A 21106-nucleotide genomic window follows, 5' to 3' on the forward strand; every position below is an offset into this window, starting at 1 on the left:
CATGTGGTTTGGGCAAGCAGTTTATGACTGCATGATGATGATACGATATGCGACCTTTTAACCACTAAAAAAAGGAATACAGCCTATGTCGTCTGATTGGAGATTGCCATGAGCAATAAACACCCCCTAGTTCAACATATTGAAAATACACAATTAAAAGACCACCCATCATTCGCCCCAGGTGATACGGTTGTGGTTCAGGTGAAAGTTCGTGAAGGCGACCGTGAGCGTCTGCAAGCATTTGAAGGCGTGGTCATCGCTAAGCGCAACCGTGGTCTAAACTCATCTTTTACCGTGCGTAAAATCTCAAGCGGCATCGGTGTGGAGCGTGCTTTCCAGTTGCATTCACCATTGATCGAAAGCATCAGTGTGAAGCGTCGTGGCGATGTACGCCGTGCTAAGCTTTACTACCTGCGTGAACGCTCTGGTAAATCTGCACGCATCAAAGAAAAATTGGGTGCAAAAAAAGACGCTTAATCCTAATCAAGCGATTTTTAGTTGCTACAAACCTTGTCATTATGGCAAGGTTTTTTATTTGCTTGATCAATGATTTTGTCCATTGGTAATGATGATGTTATTGTGGATGCAAATGGCAGCCGCCCCTATCATGGTTATCATGTTGCACCAAATTGATTTTAAGACGGCACAGATCCGTGTCAAAAGCCTTTGATAAAAAACCAAAAAAAAACTTGATGATGCCATTGATCTGCAAAAATACCATGATAAGTGTTTTGTTTAATTTTGGTTGGATTTTTATTGTTTGATTGGGCTTTTATCTTGCAAAAGGTGATTATCACCTTATATATTGATGTTAATCATATGACAAAAAAGAGCAACCATGACAGACAGCATCGCCATTAACAAGGAAGGGTTTGATAAAAAATCGCATTTAAATGCCATCTTAAAATCCCTGCCGAATTTGCCTGGTGTGTATAAGATGCTTGGTGGTGATGGCGAGATTTTGTATGTGGGAAAGGCAAAATCACTCAAAAATCGTGTGAGTAGCTATTTTGCTAAAACTGTTGAACACCCAAAGACGCGCGCACTTGTGCAAAGAATTCATGACATTGAAATCATTATTGTGCGTGGTGAGACAGAAGCATTACTTTTAGAGCAGAATCTCATCAAAGCACATCGACCGCCTTATAACATCATTTTGCGTGATGATAAATCCTATCTTTATGTGTTCATGTCCATGGATAAATTTCCACGCCTTGGCTATGGACGCGGTAAAGGCAAACATGCTGAAGGGCGTTTTTTTGGACCATACCCCTCAGCCACAGGGGCGAAAGAAGCATTGTTGCTGATGCAAAAGCTATTCATGATTCGAAGTTGTACCAACAGTTATTTTAATACCAGAAAAAGACCTTGTTTGGAATATCAAATCAAACGCTGTAAGGCGCCGTGTGTTGGTATGGTGAGTCGTGAAGAGTATCTTGATGATGTTAAAAGTGCATTGATGTTTTTGGGTGGGGAGAATGGCGAGGTTCAAAAGATGCTTGTCTCTAAAATGGAGCAGGCGGCAGAAGCACTTAATTTTGAACAAGCAGCTTTCTATCGTGATCGCATCACGATGGTCAGTGAGATGCAGGCACGCCAAGCAGTTTTTCGCTTGACAGGGGAGGCAGATGTTTTTGCCATCAATCATAAAGTGGGTGTAACTTGCATTCATGTCTTGACGGTGCGAGGAGGCAAGGTACTTGGCGGTAAGAATTATTTTCCTGATGAAATTGCCGTGGGTGATAAAAATAATGCCGAGCGTTTGGCAGAATTTATTTTATCCTTTTATTTTCAAGTCAGTGAAGACTTGCCAGAGGAAATCATCGTCAGTGAGTCTTTGAATGATGCCGAAACGATTGCTAAGATATTGCAAGAGCAGTTTAACAAAAAAACCCAAATCAAGCATCGAACACAAAAACATCGTGCCGAATGGCTTAGTCTGGCGAAGATGAATGCAGATAACGCGTTAGGTGCAAAAATGAGCGATTACCAAGAACTCAATTTAAGATTTGCCGCTTTAAAATCTTTGTTGGAGTCGGTCTGTGATCGTGCGATTGATCGTGTGGAATGTTTTGACATCAGTCATACCATGGGGGAGGCGGCTGTGGGTTCTTGTGTGGTCTTTGATTCAGGTGGTGCTCGCAAGCGAGATTATCGTCAATATGCCATTCATGACATTACAGGGGGTGATGACTATGCGGCGATGCGTCAGGTCCTAACTCGTCGTTATACCAAGCATGATTTGCCAGATTTGTTATTGATTGATGGTGGTAAGGGTCAGCTGAATGTTGCTAAGGAGGTGCTAGACGAGCTTGGTAAGCTTGATGATACTTTGCTTGTCAGTGTTGCCAAAGGTGAGGGTAGAAAGGCTGGGCTTGAAGTGTTGCATTTTCTTGATCATGAACCGATAGATTTGCCGATGGATAATAAGGCATTGCATTTAATCATGCATATTCGTGATGAGGCTCATCGCTTTGCCATCACCAGCCATCGTAAGAAGCGTGATAAATCTCGTGGCTCTTCGGTGCTTGAAGTCATTCCTGGACTTGGTGAAAAGCGACGACGAGAGTTATTGACTCATTTTGGTGGCATGCAGCAGTTACTGAGTGCTTCTGAGCTTGAGATTGCCAGCGTCAAGGGCATTGGTAAAGTGCTGGCTGGCACCATATACAAAGCATTGCACGCTTAAAAGAGCGATTTTACTTTTTACTTGGTATGAATACTGACATTTCAAGGTGTGATGAAAAATTTATAATAATTATTAAAAATCAATTACTTATGAAATTTTTAGATCATTTTTCAAAATGAGTTATTGAAAAATTTGTATTTGTCAAGCATATATTTGGTAAATGGAAAAATATTTTTCCATCATCAATGAAAGCGAGAATGATATGAATTTGAATCAACTGACCCAAAAGGTACATCAGGCATTACAGGCTGCCCAAAGCCTTGCATTGTCTCGTGATAACACCGCCATTTTTGCTGTACATCTGTTGTCTGTGATGATGCAAGATGAAAGCAATGCCTCAATGCTTGCCCAAGCTGGAGCAGATCTTGGTGTGATACACACCGAGCTGGATAAAAAGCTTGATGCACTTGCCACCCTCACGACACCAACAGGTCAAGCAAATTTGGCACCTGATTTGGTACAAGTCATGAATCTGGCAAAAAAATTCGCCGATCAAGCAGGCGATGAGTTTGTGGCAAGTGAGTGGCTGCTATTTGCCATGGCACAGATTACTGATACTAAGACACTCTTGGAAAAATCAGGCTTAAATGCCCAAAAGCTACAATCCATCATCAATCACATTCGTGGGGGAGATACTGTGAATCATCAACATGCTGAAGACGCTAGACAAGCCTTGGCAAAATATACCATAAATTTAACTGAGCGTGCTCGTGATGGCAAGCTAGACCCTGTCATTGGCAGAGATGATGAAATCCGCCGTACCATACAGGTATTGTCAAGACGCACTAAGAACAACCCTGTACTCATCGGTGAGCCTGGCGTGGGTAAGACCGCCATCGTTGAGGGTTTGGCCCAGCGTATTATCAATGGAGAAGTGCCTGACAGCTTAAAAAACAAAGAAGTGCTATCGCTTGATATGGGTTCACTCATTGCAGGTGCCAAATATCATGGCGAGTTTGAGGAACGCCTAAAAGGAGTGCTTAACGACCTTGCCAAACAAGACGGTAGCGTCATTTTATTCATTGATGAGTTGCACACAATGGTTGGTGCGGGTAAAACAAGTGGGGCGATGGACGCAGGCAATATGTTAAAGCCTGCACTGGCTCGTGGAGAGTTGCGTTGTGTGGGGGCGACGACATTAGATGAATATCGTCAATATATTGAAAAAGACCCTGCACTAGAACGCCGATTCCAAAAGGTTTTGGTTGATGAGCCAAGTGTTGAAGATACGATTGCCATTTTGCGCGGTTTAAAAGAGCGTTATGAGTTGCATCATGGCGTGCGTATTTTAGATGATGCCATCATCGCTGCTGCCAAGATGAGCCATCGCTACATCACTGACCGCCAGTTGCCTGACAAGGCGATTGACTTAATTGATGAAGCGGCAAGTCGCATCAAGATGGAGCTTGATAGCAAGCCTGAAGTCATGGATAAGCTTGATCGCCGAATCATTCAGTTAAAAATGCAACTTGAAACCGTCAAAAATGATGACGGTCAGGGTGCGAAGTCTGAAAGTGCGCAGTTAGAAAGTCAGATTGCCCAGCTTTCTAAAGAATATCAAGATTTAGAAGAAATCTGGAAAAGTGAAAAGGCATTGGTTGCGGGCAATAAAGACATCCAAATCAAGCTTGACCAAGCTCGCATTGCCTTAGAAAAAGCCCAAAGAGAAGGGGATTATACCGAAGCAGGTCGTTTGCAGTATGGCGTGATTCCAGAGCTACAAAAACAGCTTGAACATGATGAAGCACTTGATGACGCCCAGCCAAAGCTGTTGAGAGATAAGGTAACGGATAAAGAAATTGCGGAGGTAGTCGCTGCTGCCACGGGCATTCCTGTCGCCAAAATGATGCAAGGCGAGCGTGAAAAAATGCTGGCAATGGAGGATAGGCTGCATGAAAGAGTGGTCGGTCAAGATGAGGCAGTAACTGCGGTTGCTAATGCCGTGCGTCGTAGTCGAGCAGGCCTTTCTGATCCGAATAAGCCGAGTGGTTCGTTCTTATTTTTGGGACCGACTGGTGTTGGTAAAACGGAGCTGACCAAGTCTTTGGCGAATTTTCTGTTTGATGATGAGACGGCAATGGTACGCATTGACATGAGTGAGTTCATGGAAAAGCATAGCGTCAGTCGTTTGTTGGGTGCGCCACCAGGCTATGTTGGTTATGAAGAAGGTGGCGTCTTGACCGAGGCGGTGCGTCGAAAACCTTATAGTGTGGTGCTGTTTGATGAAATTGAAAAGGCACATCCTGATGTCTTCAACATTCTCTTACAAGTACTAGACGATGGTCGCTTGACCGACTCTCAAGGGCGTGTGGTGGACTTTAAAAATACCGTCATCATCATGACTTCAAATCTGGGTAGTCATGAAATCTTTGAGATGGCAGACGCAAGTTATGAGGAGATGAAGTCGGCGGTGATGGTATCGGTGAACGCACATTTTCGCCCAGAGTTCATCAATCGTATTGATGAGATCGTGGTGTTTCATCCGCTTGGACAAGAACAAATGGCAGGCATTGCCAACATTCAACTTGATCGCTTGCGTAACCGCTTAAAAGAGCGTGGTTTGGGATTGACTTTGACCGATCAAGCGATGAGTGAGCTGGTGTCGGTCGGTCATGATTCTGTGTTTGGTGCAAGACCTTTAAAGCGTGCCATTCAGCAACAGATTGAAAACCCATTGGCACAAAAGTTGCTATCAGGTGAATTTGTGGCAGGAGATGTTGTCTTGGTAGATTTTGATGGCAATCAGCTTGTTTTTGACAAAGCTCATGCTGTCTAACTCTACTTTAAAAAAAAGCAGGTCGTGGTGCCTGCTTTTTTATTGAGTGGTTCTTTGTTGGCGTCATTTGCCTAAGTTTAACAGCTCTGGCGTGCTTAATAGTATCATTTCATTGTCGTCAGCGACATTTGGTAAGCGACTGCTGGAAAATGGCAGGTTGTTATCATTGCCCACGATGATGTGTGTGTCATCGACCACATCAACATTTTCAATGGTAAAAAATGGGAATTCAAACACATGACCGCTTAAAGGCTTTTTGGCGATTTTATTTGGGTCTTTGATGTCTAATAAATCCACATAGCCCAATTTTTGTACAAAATCATTTACATGTGAATCATCAAACTTAATTAAGTATACTCGCTTGAACTTGGGTAAGTTATTGAAGCATCGGCTTTGATTCATGCCATTTTTACAGGCGTATTTTACCACCCCCTCGCCATCATCTCGCTCAATCACCAAGGCACGATTGGCATCGATCATATTAAAATCACCGATGGCATGCGTGGGGCTTTCTAGGGGGTAGTACCAAACCTTATCCGTCCATGCTTGTTGCTGAGTGTCAAACTGCATGATGTTTAGATAAGCAGTGCCATCTTCGTTTTGATTGTTGTCCGTGTTGATGTCCCATAAAGCCCCTTCAAGCATTGGGTATAGGTATTTTCCATAACTTGCCATACCCTCAAAGCCTTTAGATCGTCTGACATTAAAAGCAAAGGTTCCTTTGGGCGTGGCAGGAGTACGCATCTTGTGATGGTCTGGTGAGATGAGTGGTATTCCTTGAAGCTGGCTTTCAAAAATGGCCAATACAGTACCATTCATATCTGCCTTAATTAAATAAGGGCCAAACTCATCACCAATCCATAGTGCATCATCAATGATTTGAAAACTCTCTGGGTCAAAATCTGCTCCAGTCAAATAGCGAGAGTCGGTGGCTTCGTTGATGATGTGAAAGGGGATGATCTTATTGGGGTCTTTTAAAAAGATGGTTTTTTTCTTATAAAATTCACCTGTTTTAAAGTCAATGTCATAATTCGACAAATGCAGCATGAAGTCAGGTGAATTGGCTTTTGAGCCTGCACCATTGTCAGTCAAAATCCAAAAACTTCCGTCTTGCATTCGCTGGATGCCAGAGTAACCTTGTAAAGGCTGACCACGAAAAGGCAGGCTGATGCCTGTTGGGCGAGTGGCTGACTTTCCCATAATAACACCCAAAGTGTCGGTACGAACCGCAGTGGTAAACTTGCCACTGGTATGGAGAGATTTTGGGGCGTCTGGCGGCGCTTGAATGAAGCTTTTAGCGGGTTGAACGGCATGTCCTGCCAAAACTGCTGGGGTTTTAATGGGTGTTTGAGCGACGGCAATGCTCAACAAAGTTGGGGTGAGTAATATCGTCCAAATAGTCGTTTGTTTCATAAGAGCTTTACCAAAAGTGGGTGTTGATAAAGTATACTTAATCATCATGACAAAAATATGAAATCAAATAACATCCCCAACCTGAACTGTCAGCTGATGTTTGAATGGATGGTTGCTTGAAGGTGAAGGTTTTGTGTAGAGCTTTTATTAAAGCATTGGGCGGTCGAAAAATCACCCAATGCTGATTGATATTTTTAAGGCTAAGTTAAACGCTATCTTAAAACTGACTGTGCGTCTTTGTTGATTTTTTCAATCAAGACGATGGCTTGATTTGCTGACTGTTCTTTTGTGTGAATGTCGGCACTTAATTCTTGTACTTGGTCATACAAATCCAAACAAACCAGCACAAGCAATTCTTCATTATTTAAAATTTTCCCTTTGCTTTCTTGCCGAATTTGGCGAATTTTTTCATTGAGTTTGTCGGCGGTGATTTCCAATGATTTGACGCGATCGGACGGGCAAATGATGCGGTGGGGTGTGCCTGCAATGCTGATGTGAACGGATTGGGGTTTGGTGTTGTTTGTTGAGGTGTTATGGCTCATGAGTGGTCCTTGTTTTTAGGTGTGGAGCAGTTAACATTAATGCTGGCTGTCAATCTTGGCGAGCCATTCTTGGACGATTTCAGCACGAGAGATGGCAAGGGTGTTTTTGTCTTTAAGCTCTTTATTGTGGGCTTTTAGTGCTTGATTTTGTTCAATCAAGGTTTCTATTTGTGCTTGTAGTGCGTTGCGAGATTTCTCTAGGGAATCGGCTCGCTCAGTTTGATCTTTGAGTTGTTGTGTGGTTTTTTCTAAAGTGGATTGTAGGTTGTGAATGATGGTGGGTTTGTCATCGTTGGCAAGCTTGTGTTTTAAGTTGGCAAGTTCGGTGGCGGTTACAGTATACTGCTTTTTCATCTCTAAGATGGTGTGCTCTAGGGCCTGGAGTTGGCTTAGCATGGCAATTCCTTTAAAATCTTTCAGTGTGTTTTTATTATTATCGCCATCATCATGCGTGCTGTCAAACGGTATTTTGTGCAAAATTTTGCATCAGGTAAGCATGCAAAAATGCTATAATGATTGGGTTGGGTGATTTTCATCATTTGGCGAGATGTGTCATCAGGCTTGTGATTTTCCATGCTGCATATGCATGATGGATGTCGCAGATTGATGATGAGATGAGAGGTGAACTATGAATGATTTTTTATCAGGGTTTGATGATTGGACAGCGGCATTTGTTGATTGGTCAGATGTGTCAATCAGTGAGTTGCATGGCATCATGACAGGCGTGATGACGGTGTGTCATGCACCAGATGAGACAGGCTGGATAAGGCTTTTAGAAGAGCTTAGCTTTCAGATACCCAATCAAAAAGCACTCGAACTGCTTACCGAATACGGCGAAGATGTGAGTTTTGCCTTAAAAGATAAAGATGATGCCTATGCCTATGAACCGCTTGTTCCTGATGATGAACATGATTTGCGTGAACGATTATTGGCGCTTAAAGATTGGGCAGGGGGCTACATGACAGGGCTTGGTATAACAAGTGTGAAACTGACCAAAGAAGAGCAGGGCGTGATTCACGATTTGTTGCAGATTGCTGCCATTCGCTTAGATGATGATGAAGAGCTGGATGATGAAGAGATGTGGTTGCATTTATTTGAGTTTGCACGCATGGTGCCTGTGAGTCTGTCGGTAAGGCAGCGGGTTGATGTGATGAGTTTGCCATTGATTAAGGGCTTGGACATTCATGCCAAAACCGCAAAAGAAGTGGTGAATGAAAAAAGTGTTGCATTCGTTGATGCGATGGCACAAAAGCAGTAGTTTAATTTGGTCATAAATGTGCTAGAATAACGGATTTTAATCTGCTGTCAATCACGCCATGCAACTTACTTATTTAAATTTAAACAAGCCTGACAAGCTACCACCGATTGCCTTAACGATTGGTAATTATGATGGTGTGCATTTGGGGCATCAAGTGATGCTTGATGTGCTGGTTAAGGATGCTAAATCCAAGCAACTGGCTACGGCAGTGATGGTATTTGAGCCACAACCTAGGGAGTTTTTTTGTCCTGACAATCCACCGTCCAGACTCACAAGTCTTAATGAAAAAGCGAGCATCATGGCAAATCTGGGCATTGACCACCTGATCGTCGCTGGATTTGATGATGAATTTCGTTCGCTGTCGGCTGATGAGTTTGCCCAGCTTTTGCATAGGTTGAATGTGCGTCATTTGGTGCTTGGCGATGATTTCCGCTTTGGACAGGATCGATTGGGTGATGCTCACTTTTTGATGGACTCCAATTTTAGTGTATCAAGCTTGAATACCATATTTAATGATGAGGTGCGTATCAGCTCAACCTTGATACGCCAAGCTCTTACTGATCATGACTTGGCATTTGCCAAACAGCTTTTGGGTAGAGATTATGCCATCACAGGCATTGTGGAACATGGCGACAAGATCGGTCGTCAGTTGGGCTTTGCGACTGCAAATATCGCCCTTAATCGCCCTAAGCCTGCTGTGCTAGGTGTTTATGGTGCAGACATTTTTGCCTTTAAGGATGGTAAAAAGGTTGATTGGGCTTTGCTGGGTAAGCAACAAGGCATCTGCGGTGTGGCGACAGGAAGTCTTTTTGGTGCGGTCAATGTGGGTATGCGACCTAGTGTCAGCGGCATGCAATATCGTCTGGAGGTGCACCTACCAAATTTCTCGGCTGATTTATACGGCATGACTTTACAAGTGGTGTTTCGTACTTTTTTGCATGGCGAAAAAAAATACGACGATTTAGCAATGTTAAAACAAGGCATTGCTAAAGATGTGGCTGATTTGCTGACTTGGCGTCGTCAGCAAGTTTGCTGATGTGGTTAAGTTGCCAAACTTTGCAGTGTGATTGACCAGTTGCCAAATTGATGATGAGTTTGTCGTTACGGTTGTTTGTGTGTACAAAACTAAGAGTTGATGCCTTGATTAAAAAATCGCACTTGCTCAATGATTAAAAAGTGATGATTGGTTAATGATCATCACTTTTATTGATAAAAACTGATGTCAAAATGAGCCAGTAATTGACCAGCCGTTCACTAGTGGGTAGCGTCTCTCACGACCGAAGGACTTTTTGCTGATTTTCGTGCCAATCGCTCCTTGTCGTCTTTTGTGTTCAGCATTGTCTACCATGCGTAATACTTTTTCTACCAAGGCAGGCTCAAATCCTGCGGCACAAATCGCCTTGTAGCCTAGGTCGTCATCAATATACATTCTTAAAATGGCGTCCAGCGTTTCATAATCTGGCAGGCTGTCTTGATCTTTTTGATCTGGACGCAATTCGGCAGATGGTGCTCGTGTGATGACGCGTTCTGGAATGACTGGGTTGTCTTCTAGGCGGTTGCGGTAGTTGGCTAAGCGATAGACATCGGTCTTGTAGATGTCTTTTAGCATGTCAAAACCACCGACCATGTCGCCATAAAGCGTGGCATAGCCAACCGCATTTTCTGATTTATTGCCCGTGCTGACCACCATGTGTCCAAATTTATTGGATAATGCCATCAGTATGTTGCCACGAGCACGAGCTTGTAGGTTTTCTTCTGTGTTGTCAGGCGTGCTATTGGCAAATAATGGTGCCAGTGTGGCACGCATGCCCTCAACCGCATCATGAATTGGGCAAACGGTATAAGAAACATTCAATCGAGCAGCTTGGGCGGCAGCATCTTCTAAACTCATGTTGGAGGTAAATTCATAAGGCATCATCACGGCATAGACCTTATCCGCCCCCAAAGCATCGACAGCAAGGCATAGGGTTAAAGCACTGTCAATGCCGCCAGACAGACCGATAATCACGCCTTTAAAGCCTGAGCGATTGACATAGTCGCGCAGACCAACCACTAAGGCTTGATAAATCTCTGATTCTTCAGACAATACCAATGGTGCTTTGTGTTGTTTATCAAAAGTGCGGTTGATTGGGTTGAATTTTGCCATGATTAATTGATTTAAGAATCTGGCACCCTCATGGGCGATGCAGCCATCCGCTTGCATGATGAGTGAGCCGCCGTCAAACACGATGTCATCTTGAGCACCGACTGTATTGGCGTAAATGATGGGTAGGTTGTGGGTTTTTGCTTGGCGAGTCAGCAACTCTTTGCGTTTTTGTTGTTTGCCAACTTCAAAAGGCGACGCATTGATGACGATAACCAAATCAGCTCCTTCTTTTTTAAGAGCGTGAATGGGTGCGTCATGCCAAATGTCTTCACAGATTAAAAGACCAATCGTAGCACCTTTATAGTCAAACAACACTTGATTGCGTCCTTCATCAAAGTAGCGTCGTTCGTCAAAAATGCCATAATTGGGCAAGCATTGTTTATGATAGAAACCTTTTTGGCTGCCGCCTTGTAAAATGGCAACAGAGTTAAAAGTGCCGTGTTGATCGATGTGTGGATAGCCTAAGATGATGACGATGCCCTCAACTTTGGCAAGTTCATCCATGGCGAATTTGACACGCTCAGATAAAGTTGGGCGTAGCAATAAATCTTCTGGGGGATAGCCGATGAGTGATAACTCGGGAAAGACGACGATGTCTGCACCTTTGTTTTTAGCATCCATCGCTAATGCACTCATTTTTTTGACATTGCCTGCGATATCGCCCACCCAAAAGTTGGTTTGCATGATGGCAAAGGTAATCTCACCTGCTGATGTCTCTATGCTTTGTAGTGATGCTTCACTGTCATTGATTTTGATTGCTGACATTTTTATAATCCTAAAATTTCACAACATGATTTTGTGGGTCGTCATTCATGGCGGCGTGATGCACAAATTCCTATTTGTACCATGGGTTAGGCGTATCCAAGCACACGATTCATTCAACCGCCAGTCATCAACATAAAAAATAATTTGACACTGATTAGTATAGCATAAAATTTGGCTTTTTTTGACATTGTTGGTGTGCGTGATGGGGTATTTTTATGCTATATTATGATGCGTCATCAGACATCACTGGAAAATCACGAGTACGATGAGTGCCATGCTTTGCCTTAGTTTTAGGTTGTCTTATTTTTGGGAATGTTATGTTTGCTTTTATCATTAATGTTGTTATTATCTTGATTGTGATGAAGTTGTTTTTTAAATTCATGTATCCAAAACCGCCTAAGGCGTTTTTTGCACAACAAGGCGATGACACCAGTTTGCGAAACTGTGATTATTGTGGACATTCATTGGCGACTTATCGTGGCATCTTGCGACAAGATGATGGTTGCGAAAGATTTTTTTGTAATGATGAACATCAGCAAGCTTTTGATCATGACGACATGCGTCAATAAGAAAGGCTTTAATGTTGATGAATGGCAATCAGTGTACTTTATCGGTAAAAAGTAATCATGCGTAGCGTAAGTCAGTGGATTGAGCGTGTGATGAATCGCTTGTTATTTTGGCGGTCAAGTGGCGTTTTGGTTGGCATTGAAATCGGCTTAGGGTCGATACAAATGGTGGCATTGACTCGCCATCGTGGCAGATTTCATGTCAAGGCGTATGCCACCGAGCGTCTTAATGACGATGAGATGCGCACCAAGCAATCGGTGTTATCCGACCTGTTGCGTAAGCATGGCATTACTCAAGGCGTGGTTGCTGTGGTGCCGTCTGCGCCTGTGATGATACGAAATATCGTGTTGCCATCAGGACTGGGTGATGATGAAGTGGACATTCATATCCGACTGGACGCACACAAGCACATTCCCTATCCTTTGGATGAAGTTAATTTTGATTTTGCGATTCAAGAAGATGATGGTAATCAAATGCAGGTCTTGCTTACCATTGTGCATGCAGCTACCGTAGATGAGTGCATGGATGTGTTGACGGCTTGTCATCTTGATATCAATGTGATAGATGTTCCTGAATTCGCCTTATTGCGTGCGTTATCGCCGATGATGGTTGGGCTGGCGGGCCGTGTGCTTTTGATACATAAAGATGATGTGAAGACTTATGCCTATGTCGCCGATATTGATGATGCAGGAGGTTTATCAGGTGCTGACTATCGCCAAGAGTACTTGACCTCTGGTTCAAAATCCACCACAAGATCCCATGACACACCGCACGGCGTGCATCAAGCTCAAGCTGATAAGCAATTCGAGCAGTATTTGACCGATGGTGCTGTTCAATCAACAACAGATGATGAGACGCTGTTCAGTCAAAAACAAGCAGACACTCAGCACTGTGATGATTTTGGCGTGGATTTTGAAGAGTTTTTGGCGATGTATGCCAAAAAAGCAGATGGGGTTGCACAGCACACCAAACTTAGCCAAGATGATGAAATGCTGGTTAATGTTCATGACTACGCACACGGCCATGATGACAAGTCAGATGGCGACTATGAGATATGTTTTGGTCAGCAAACCGATGGAGTGAATGGCTTATCTGTGGGGTTTGATGGGCTAGGCAATGATGGCGTGATGAGTGATGCTCAATCAACTTGTTTTGATGTGGCACTTGACATTCAAAAGATGATAGAAGAATGCGAGCTTGGCACGCAGTCAGTGGTTGATGTGGTGGTGCTTTCAGGTTTGATGGATGAAGGGCTGGTGGGTGTGTTGTCTGGCATGACTGCCAAAAAAGTGTTGCTTGCCAATCCATTTAATGGCATGGTGGGGTGTACAGATGTGCATCTTGCACCGCAGATGGCGGTGGCATGCGGTGCTGCCATGCGAGCTGATATCAAGGGGGTGGTATGAGTGTGCCTACCATGAACTTATTGCCTTGGCGATATTTAAGGCAGGCTCGTCAAAACACAAGCTTTTACCGCATGCTTAAATGCGTATTGGCAATCTCAATCATCATGATTGCGACGATTTATGCTTATCATTGGCATCAACTGAATCGCCAACAAGCCATCAATGAAGACATTGTTCGGCGAATGGCAGTGCTTGATGAGAGCATTGACCGCATTGCTGTTTTTGATCGTCAACAACAAGAATTGCTTGATAAAGCCAAAAGCATCAATCAGTTGAAGGCAAACCGAGTAGCGATGGTGCATTTTATCCAGCATTTGGCGACCGTGAGTGATGGGTTGGTGTATTTGACGAGAATCAGTCATGCAGGCGAGATGCTAACAATATTTGGGGTGTCTAAAGATACCGCCTCCGTCAGCCGCTTTGCTTGGCGACTGGGTGATGAGACTTCAAATGATATTGGGGCTGATGATGTGCTTGTTACCAGCTTGCAACAGTCAGCAGATGGCAACTGGGTTGACTTTGTGATAACAGCTCGGCTTGACCTTGATGAATTGGTGTTGAGTGATTCTCATGAGACGCAACATGCCAATGGTGCAATCCAGCTTGATGTAACTGACGCAACTAAGGAGATGATGGACCATGAAGCAGTTGAATGACGGTCGCACGATACGGCAGACATGGCAACAAATCAGTCAGCTATCATGGGAGAATGTCGGTGCAGCACCTTGGTGGTTCAAGGGGTTGATTTTTGGGGTGCTTGTCATGTTTGTGATGGCATTTGGGTGGATCATGGTCATTCATTCAATGGTGCTTGAAAGGCGTTCACTTGCTACACAAGAAATTCAGTTGATGGCGCAGTATGCTACAAAATATGCCAAGGCAGGGCAGCTGTCGGCAGTTGAGGCGCAGACACGAATTTTGCATCACGATCTATCCGCCATCACTGAACAGCTGCCAAATGCGTTTGATGTGAACTCTTTGGTAGAGCAAATTCATGCCCTAGCAATGCGTACTGGCGTGCAAGTCGCGGATGTCAAAACGCATGCACAAAGCGAAACGCCCATGTTCTTTGAGCGTGGCATGACGCTCGTATTCGTTGGCGATTATCATCAGCTTGGGCATCTGTTTGCAGAATTGTCATCATTGCCTGTGCCATTGACCTTTCATGATTTTGACATGGCAAAAGGTGGTCAGCATCAAGGAGGTAGCCAAATTCGCCTAAGCATTCAAGCTAAGACTTATCGTGCTAAAACCAAAAAAGAGTTGGAACGAGAGGCGGTTCATGCTGATGGCTAATGAGCGGTGCTTATCATGCCTGCTGACGGTGTCTGGATTATTATTGATGGGGTGTCAACCATCGGTCGATCAAGAAGTTGAGAGTAAACTGGCCGCCATTCATGCGACCACTTCACCGCCTCCTGATATGAAGCATTTGGATGTGGCAAGTGATGTTGTGCATTATCAGCCAAACAATGATCCGTTTGCCTCTCCATTTGGTCGCAATCATCAAAGTCATCATGACCGTGATGAGCAAGATACAGCAAGGCAGTCTAAGTCTTTAGAGGAAACTGCTAAGCCAGTTGCACCAACTGCCCAAAATCACATCGAAAAACTCACAACAACACCCCAAATCTTTGGCAAAAGGATGACGGTTAATCCAAGTCGATCACGAGAAATTTTAGAGCAATATCCCTTAGCATCTCTTAGGTATCAAGGGAGAGTGGAGAAAGATGGCCGTCTGATGGCAATGGTGTTAAGCCCTGATGGGGTGGCACATCATGTGCGAGTTGGGCAGTATATTGGTGAGAATCATGGAGTCATCACCCACATCAGTCATGAGCAGATTGGCATCGTAGAGGCATCATTACAAGTAGATGGGCATTATTATGAACGAAAGACGCACTTGGCATTTTCCACGGGTCAATAAAAATGAAGGATTGATAAATCGCATGATTGCCATAAAAATAAGGTGGTCAAGGCTTTCACTGGTGATCTTAAGCCTGTTATTCATGCAAGGAGCTGCTGCTGAGTCGAAAGATTATCAAGGGGAACGCATTTCTATGGCATTTCAAGACATGCCTGTGCGTGCGGTTTTGGATGTCATTGCTCACGCAGGCGATGTTAATATCGTGGTAAGTGATGCTGTTGTGGGTAATATCACACTAAAACTGGATAACATACCGTGGGATCAAGCACTTGATATCGTTGTTGATGCCAAGCAGTTGGTTAAGCAGGAGAGGCAAGGTGTGATCAGCATTTCATCTGCTCATGAATTGGCACAGATGACAGAACGCCAAGCTCAAGCTCGGCGACACTCTGAGCAGCATCTGCCTTTGCAGACACGATACATACGCATCAACTATGCTCAAGCAAAAGATATTTTATCACTCATCACGCACCAAGGAGATGGGCAACATTCTGCCAGCATGTTGTCTGCGCGTGGTGGGGCGAATATTGACACACGCACCAACACACTCATCATCAAAGATGTTGAGCCTGTCATTGAGGAGGTGTCAGCACTGGTGTCTCGCTTGGATGTTCCTGTTCAGCAGGTGATGATTGAGGCTCGAATTGTCAGTGCTAATGATGGATTTGGTCGTGAGCTTGGGGTAAGCTTTGGTGTATTATCAAACAGTGAGCATCTAAAAATTGCTGGGTCGCAAGCAACATTGCAACATCTACGCCGTTTGGAAAATTCAACAACTAACTTGACAAAATCAGCCAGCCCGTCCATCAATTTGGGCATTGCCAACCCAGCAGGTCGCATTGCCTTTGGGTTGATTAATATGCCTGATGCGTTGCTTGATTTGGAGTTATCCGCCATGCAAGCTGACCGACGAGGTGAAGTGATTTCTATGCCAAAGGTTTTAACCGCTGATAAACAGACAGCACGAATCTCATCGGGAATGCAGATTGCCTATCATGAAGAAACATCGAGTGGAGCGACCAATGTGGTATTTAAAGAGGCGGCGCTTGTGCTTGAAGCGACACCAACCATCACACCAGATGGCAAAATCACCCTAAAGCTTAGTGTCAAAAATGGCACACCTGTAACTAATTTGGGAGTGATCGCTATTCAAGAAGATGCCTTAGAGACGAATGTCATTGTCAATGATGGTCAAACAGTGGTTCTTGGTGGAATTTACCGACAAACCAATCAAGCAGGCGTGAAAAAGGTGCCATTCTTTGGCGATTTGCCTGTGGTTGGCAGATTGTTTCGTCAAGAAAATCATAGCGACAGCAAAGACGAATTGTTGATTTTTATTACACCAAAAATCGTACCAATGTCGTGATTTTTGCAATAACAATCGCTTGGTGGCATAAAATTATCTGTGATTTCATGAAAAACAGTAGCAAGATTCCCCCAAACCTTGTATGATAAGCGATTTTGACAAAAGATAAATAGAGTATTCATGTTTGAAGAAGATCATTCAATCGTTGAAGATACGGTGGTCAAAAAAACCAGCGAGGGACTTGCTAAAATGTTGCCATCGATTTTTTTGGTTGGTCCGATGGGGGCGGGCAAGACGACGATTGGCAAGCTACTTTCCAAGCAGCTTGGACGAGATTTTGTTGACTGTGATCATTATATTGTGTCGCAGACTGGTGCGGACATTCCTTGGATTTTTGCCAAAGAAGGTGAAATTGGCTTTCGTGAGCGTGAAACACGAGCGTTGGCTGAATTGACTGAGCAGTCTAACATCGTTATGGCAACGGGCGGTGGAGCAGTGGAGCGTGCAGAAAATAGGGCATTGCTTAAAAAAGGCTTGGTGATTTATCTGGAGGCAAGTGTTGATACTCAGCTGTTTCGTACTAAAAAAGATAAAAATCGTCCATTGCTACAAAATGATAATCCCAAAGAAGTCTTAGAGAGACTTTATCGGATTCGTCATCCTTTGTATCAGGAGGTTGCAACCATTGTTGTTCCTACTGGGCGAGTTTTTCCCAAGCAAATGGTTGCTAACATCATGCGGATGCTGCCTAAATATGTCAAATCATCATAAGTCATCTGGTGTGTGCCGATGACTGTTTTTTAGATTGGGTGGTATCTGCCAGATTAAAAAAGTGAAATTTAGGTACTTATTTTAGTTGTATTGACCAAAAAAATAGGTTAAGGATTTGTCATGATGAATCATGAATTGATTGTACACACCCAAAGCCATGATTATCCAATTTATATTGTTGCCAGTAAGAAAGATGCACAAGGTGTATTGGACTTAGCAAGCCCCATCATGCCTTTTATCAAGGGTAGGCAGGTATTGGTTGTTACCAATGAGGTGGTGGCTCCTTTTTATTTGGCGGACTTTGAGAGTTTGTTAAAAAAGGCAGGCTTAACGGTGGCGGCTTGCATACTGCCAGATGGTGAAAGTCATAAAAACCAAGATAGTATCAATCGGATCTATGATGTCTTATTTGAGCATCAATTCTCTCGTGATTGTACGCTGATTGCGTTAGGGGGCGGTGTGATTGGTGATATGGTGGGATTTGCAGCAGCAAGCTTCATGCGTGGCGTCAACTTCATTCAAGTGCCGACGACACTATTGGCACAGGTGGATTCGTCAGTAGGTGGCAAAACAGGCATCAATCACCCATGTGGTAAGAATATGATCGGTGCATTTTGGCAACCCATGGCGGTATTGGCAGACATGACAACTTTTGATACATTGCCTGCCAGAGAGTTCGCTGCTGGGTTGGCAGAAGTGGTGAAATACGCCTTGATTTTAGATGAGGGCTTTTTGACATGGCTTGAAGAGCATGGCGATGCCATCAATGCCAGAGATGGCTCGGTCTTGGCAGAGATGGTGTTTCGGTCCTGTCAGTTTAAGGCGGAAGTGGTGGCAGCAGATGAGAGAGAGTCTGGGGTCAGGGCTTTGTTAAATTTTGGTCATACTTTTGCCCATGTGATTGAGACGCATCAAGGCTACGGTGTATGGCTGCATGGTGAAGCAGTGGCAGTTGGGATGATGCAGGCTTTGGTGATGTCTCATAAGCTTGGACTGGTTGAGCGTCATTCCATCACTCGTGTGGCAGGGCTTTTGAGAAGATTTGGATTGCCAGTCAAGCCGCCAGCCATTGATGTTAATGAGGCACTTGACCTGATGGGGCATGACAAAAAGGTTCAGTCAGGCAAACTGCGTCTTGTATTGCTAGAGGGTATTGGTAAAGGGTTTGTGACGGCAGATTTTGATCGTCAATCATTGATAGAAACGCTGATGTCGATCGATGAATACTTGTGATGATCGTGGAGATGGTTTTTTTTGAGCATTCATTAAGTATTTACAATCACACAAAAATTGATACAATACCTAAAACTTAACAAAAAAGGTACGATGTATGGCGATCAGTGCCACAATTAAAGAAAAATATCATCGTCGTCAAGCGTTGTATTGGCTTGGCTTGGCGGTAGCGATGCTTGTTGCTTGGTTGATTTTATGGATTGCCAGTAGTGCTCCGACCATCACCAAAAAAGATGAGATTGACAAAAAAAATACCAACTCTACTGAGTTGCCCACTCATATTGAGTCGCTTGGAGAGCTTGATACCGTTGTGCCGCCAATCGATTTTTCCACATTGATTCGTGATTTGCGTACTTATCCTGCTGAATTTAAGGATAAAAAATATTTTAATGCTAAAAAATTCACCATTCAAGTCATGGATGTGAGCCAAAACGATGTGATTGTTAACTATCTGAACACACGAAATGACCGTGATAGATTTGCTTATTTTCGTTATTTAGATGACAATAAAAACCCACGCTATATTCTAACTTATGGTAAATTTGACAGCATGGAGCAGGCAAATGCGACTGCCCATGCTGTCAGTTTTGCTTTGCCAACAAGCGTTCAGGTCAATGCGGTAGCGATGGCGGACTATTTATCCATCATTGATGATTATGAAAGAGGCGATGTGATTCGTGATTCATCAAGTCGCCAACCAAGACAAGTCCGATTGCAGGCTACTCGTAATGAGATTCCCATACAGGCAGCCACCAAAGCCGACGAGATGCTTGCCAATAGGAGCCAAGAGCAGGCTCGTGAGCGAGCGTCAGCGATCCAAAGGCAGGAAAATGATGGGATGATGGAATCCAAGTCAGCAGTGCGGATGCCAACTGCCAGCACGCCAGAAGAAAACATCTCTTTTGATGATCAGCCAAAACCAAGTCAGCCAAAAGAGACGGTGCCAGCAATCATCAATGAAACTCCGATCCAAAAACCATCACCCCCAGAGTTCATTGCTACGCCAAATGTCAATACTTCCAAGATACCTGGCAGTGAATAAGAAAGAATGTTCATGAAAAATGTAGATGCTCAAACCGTCCTAGACATGCTAAAAAAAGGCAACGAACGCTATGTGGCAAGCCTTGCCAGTACCGAACCTTTGCGCATTCCACCGCCAACATTGGTCAAGGAGCAAAATCCCAGTGCGATCATTTTGGGTTGTTCAGATGCACGCGTGCCTGTGGAGTTGATTTTTGATCAGGGGCTTGGTGATTTGTTCGTCATTCGTGTGGCGGGTAATGTTGTTGCACCCAGCCAGATTGGCTCGATTGAGTTTGCCGCTGATAAGTTTGGCACACAACTTGTGGTGGTGCTGGGTCATAGCCACTGTGGTGCGGTAACTGCATGTGTGGAGGCATTGATGAATCCTGAACAGTGCTATTCGCCAAACCTGCAATCGATTGTGGATAGAATTCGTCCAAGCGTCTATAATCTACACGAGATTGCTACGGCAGGAGATCGTGAGATTGGCATGGATGAGTTCATTGACCGTGCCGTGCGTGCGAATGTGCGTATGTCGGTCAGTCAATTAAAGCACGGCTCACGCATTTTGGAGGATATGGTCAATGCGGGTCGCTTGATGATTGTTGGTGCTGAGTATGATGTCGCCACAGGCCGAGTGAATTTTTTTAGTGAACCTTAAATAAGATCAATGGAGGGTATTGATGACAACCATCGCACAGCCAGAACAGTCCTTAAAAGCTGATGGCGTAAAAAGCATTCCGACTCAATCAGAGGGTTATGTCTTTAATCATACCATGCTACGCATCAAAGATCCTGTAAAATCGTTGGCATTTTACACAGGCGTACTTGGCATGACCTTGCTGCGCCACAGTCAATATCCAGATGCCAAATTTGATTTGTATTTCTTGGCAAAGCTCACCGAAAAGGAGCGTGATGATTTACCTCAGACAGAGGATTTGACTGCTTATGTATCACGCCAGCGTGCCATTTTAGAATTAACCCACAACTATGGTACTGAAGATGATGCTGATTTTAGCTATCATCATGGCAATGGCGAACCAAGAGGCTTTGGGCATATCTGTTTTAGTGTGCCAAATCTTCATGAGGCGGTAAAATGGTTTGATGACAATGGCGTTGAATTTCAAAAGCGTCCAGAAGATGGGAGTATGAAAGACATTGCTTTTATTAAAGATCCAGATGGCTATTGGGTTGAAATCATTGAATTAAAACATTGATGATAATGTAGTGAGTTATCAAAAAACACCCCAATGATGATTGAGGTGTTTTTTGATGGAGGCATGT

General features: G+C 43.9%; 20 protein-coding genes. 16 read left to right on the forward strand and 4 right to left on the reverse strand.

The window, feature by feature from the left end; translation table 11 throughout:
* Positions 1–108 precede the first annotated feature (108 nt).
* From rplS to clpB, 3 genes are all read left to right on the forward strand, one after another.
* On the forward strand, positions 109–477 hold the full coding sequence (gene rplS / locus M2R47_RS03415) for a 50S ribosomal protein L19 (RefSeq protein ID WP_249098969.1): 369 nt from the start codon (positions 109–111) through the stop codon (positions 475–477).
* A 361-nt stretch (positions 478–838) separates the two neighbouring features.
* Complete coding sequence (gene uvrC / locus M2R47_RS03420) at positions 839–2689, forward strand: excinuclease ABC subunit UvrC (protein ID WP_249098972.1); 1851 nt, start codon at positions 839–841, stop codon at positions 2687–2689.
* A 202-nt stretch (positions 2690–2891) separates the two neighbouring features.
* Positions 2892–5465, forward strand: coding sequence for an ATP-dependent chaperone ClpB (gene clpB / locus M2R47_RS03425; RefSeq protein ID WP_249099057.1), 2574 nt, complete (start codon positions 2892–2894; stop codon positions 5463–5465).
* A 63-nt stretch (positions 5466–5528) separates the two neighbouring features.
* Here clpB and M2R47_RS03430 read toward each other — a convergent pair whose 3' ends face one another.
* The 3 genes from M2R47_RS03430 to M2R47_RS03440 form a co-directional block, all read right to left on the reverse strand.
* Positions 5529–6878, reverse strand: a complete 1350-nt coding sequence (locus tag M2R47_RS03430; protein WP_249098974.1) for an esterase-like activity of phytase family protein — start codon at positions 6876–6878, stop codon at positions 5529–5531.
* 212 nt (positions 6879–7090) lie between these two features.
* Positions 7091–7420, reverse strand: a complete 330-nt coding sequence (locus M2R47_RS03435; RefSeq protein WP_249098978.1) for a cell division protein ZapA — start codon at positions 7418–7420, stop codon at positions 7091–7093.
* Positions 7421–7456: 36 nt separating this feature from the next.
* On the reverse strand, positions 7457–7816 hold the full coding sequence (locus M2R47_RS03440) for a hypothetical protein (protein WP_249098981.1): 360 nt from the start codon (positions 7814–7816) through the stop codon (positions 7457–7459).
* Positions 7817–8048: 232 nt separating this feature from the next.
* Here M2R47_RS03440 and M2R47_RS03445 point away from each other — a divergent pair, with 232 nt between their 5' ends.
* Together M2R47_RS03445 and ribF are read left to right on the forward strand one after the other, a co-directional pair.
* Positions 8049–8678, forward strand: coding sequence for a UPF0149 family protein (locus M2R47_RS03445; protein WP_249098984.1), 630 nt, complete (start codon positions 8049–8051; stop codon positions 8676–8678).
* Positions 8679–8736: 58 nt separating this feature from the next.
* A complete protein-coding gene (gene ribF / locus M2R47_RS03450; RefSeq protein WP_249098989.1) occupies positions 8737–9714 on the forward strand; it encodes a riboflavin biosynthesis protein RibF in 978 nt (325 codons plus the stop codon).
* Between the two features lie 186 nt (positions 9715–9900).
* Here the strand turns inward: ribF and M2R47_RS03455 are convergent, their stop codons facing one another.
* Entirely contained in the window at positions 9901–11589 is a 1689-nt protein-coding gene (locus M2R47_RS03455) for an NAD+ synthase (RefSeq protein ID WP_249098992.1), read from the reverse strand.
* A 317-nt stretch (positions 11590–11906) separates the two neighbouring features.
* Here M2R47_RS03455 and M2R47_RS03460 point away from each other — a divergent pair, with 317 nt between their 5' ends.
* The 11 genes from M2R47_RS03460 (at position 11907) to gloA (ending at position 21039) form a co-directional block, all read left to right on the forward strand.
* Positions 11907–12158: a hypothetical protein gene (locus M2R47_RS03460; RefSeq protein ID WP_249098995.1), complete on the forward strand. Its 252-nt coding sequence runs from the start codon at positions 11907–11909 to the stop codon at positions 12156–12158.
* 57 nt (positions 12159–12215) lie between these two features.
* On the forward strand, positions 12216–13562 hold the full coding sequence (gene pilM / locus M2R47_RS03465) for a type IV pilus biogenesis protein PilM (protein ID WP_249098997.1): 1347 nt from the start codon (positions 12216–12218) through the stop codon (positions 13560–13562).
* Positions 13559–14218 carry a PilN domain-containing protein gene (locus tag M2R47_RS03470; protein ID WP_249099001.1) on the forward strand — a complete coding sequence of 220 codons (660 nt, stop codon included), beginning with the start codon at positions 13559–13561 and terminating at the stop codon, positions 14216–14218. Before pilM ends, M2R47_RS03470 begins: the two co-directional genes overlap by 4 nt.
* The gene (locus M2R47_RS03475) at positions 14202–14858 is read left to right on the forward strand and encodes a type IV pilus inner membrane component PilO (RefSeq protein ID WP_249099003.1); all 657 of its coding nucleotides are present in this window, start codon (positions 14202–14204) and stop codon (positions 14856–14858) included. Before M2R47_RS03470 ends, M2R47_RS03475 begins: the two co-directional genes overlap by 17 nt.
* Positions 14845–15489 carry a pilus assembly protein PilP gene (locus tag M2R47_RS03480; RefSeq protein ID WP_249099006.1) on the forward strand — a complete coding sequence of 215 codons (645 nt, stop codon included), beginning with the start codon at positions 14845–14847 and terminating at the stop codon, positions 15487–15489. The genes M2R47_RS03475 and M2R47_RS03480 overlap by 14 nt, the downstream gene beginning before the upstream one ends.
* Entirely contained in the window at positions 15449–16855 is a 1407-nt protein-coding gene (locus M2R47_RS03485) for a type IV pilus secretin PilQ (RefSeq protein ID WP_249099008.1), read from the forward strand. The genes M2R47_RS03480 and M2R47_RS03485 overlap by 41 nt, the downstream gene beginning before the upstream one ends.
* A gap of 189 nt (positions 16856–17044) precedes the next feature.
* Positions 17045–17566 (forward strand): shikimate kinase AroK, encoded by a 522-nt coding sequence (aroK, locus tag M2R47_RS03490; protein ID WP_407068810.1) that lies wholly within the window; start codon positions 17045–17047, stop codon positions 17564–17566.
* Between the two features lie 120 nt (positions 17567–17686).
* Positions 17687–18799, forward strand: a complete 1113-nt coding sequence (gene aroB, locus M2R47_RS03495) for a 3-dehydroquinate synthase (RefSeq protein WP_418001180.1) — start codon at positions 17687–17689, stop codon at positions 18797–18799.
* Positions 18800–18896: 97 nt separating this feature from the next.
* Positions 18897–19841, forward strand: a complete 945-nt coding sequence (locus M2R47_RS03500) for a hypothetical protein (RefSeq protein ID WP_249099015.1) — start codon at positions 18897–18899, stop codon at positions 19839–19841.
* Positions 19842–19853: 12 nt separating this feature from the next.
* The gene (locus M2R47_RS03505) at positions 19854–20483 is read left to right on the forward strand and encodes a carbonic anhydrase (protein ID WP_249099018.1); all 630 of its coding nucleotides are present in this window, start codon (positions 19854–19856) and stop codon (positions 20481–20483) included.
* A 22-nt stretch (positions 20484–20505) separates the two neighbouring features.
* A complete protein-coding gene (gloA, locus tag M2R47_RS03510; RefSeq protein WP_249099021.1) occupies positions 20506–21039 on the forward strand; it encodes a lactoylglutathione lyase in 534 nt (177 codons plus the stop codon).
* The last annotated feature ends 67 nt before the right edge of the window (positions 21040–21106 follow it).

This window comes from Moraxella oculi (assembly GCF_023336735.1).
GTDB classification, from domain to species: domain Bacteria; phylum Pseudomonadota; class Gammaproteobacteria; order Pseudomonadales; family Moraxellaceae; genus Moraxella; species Moraxella oculi.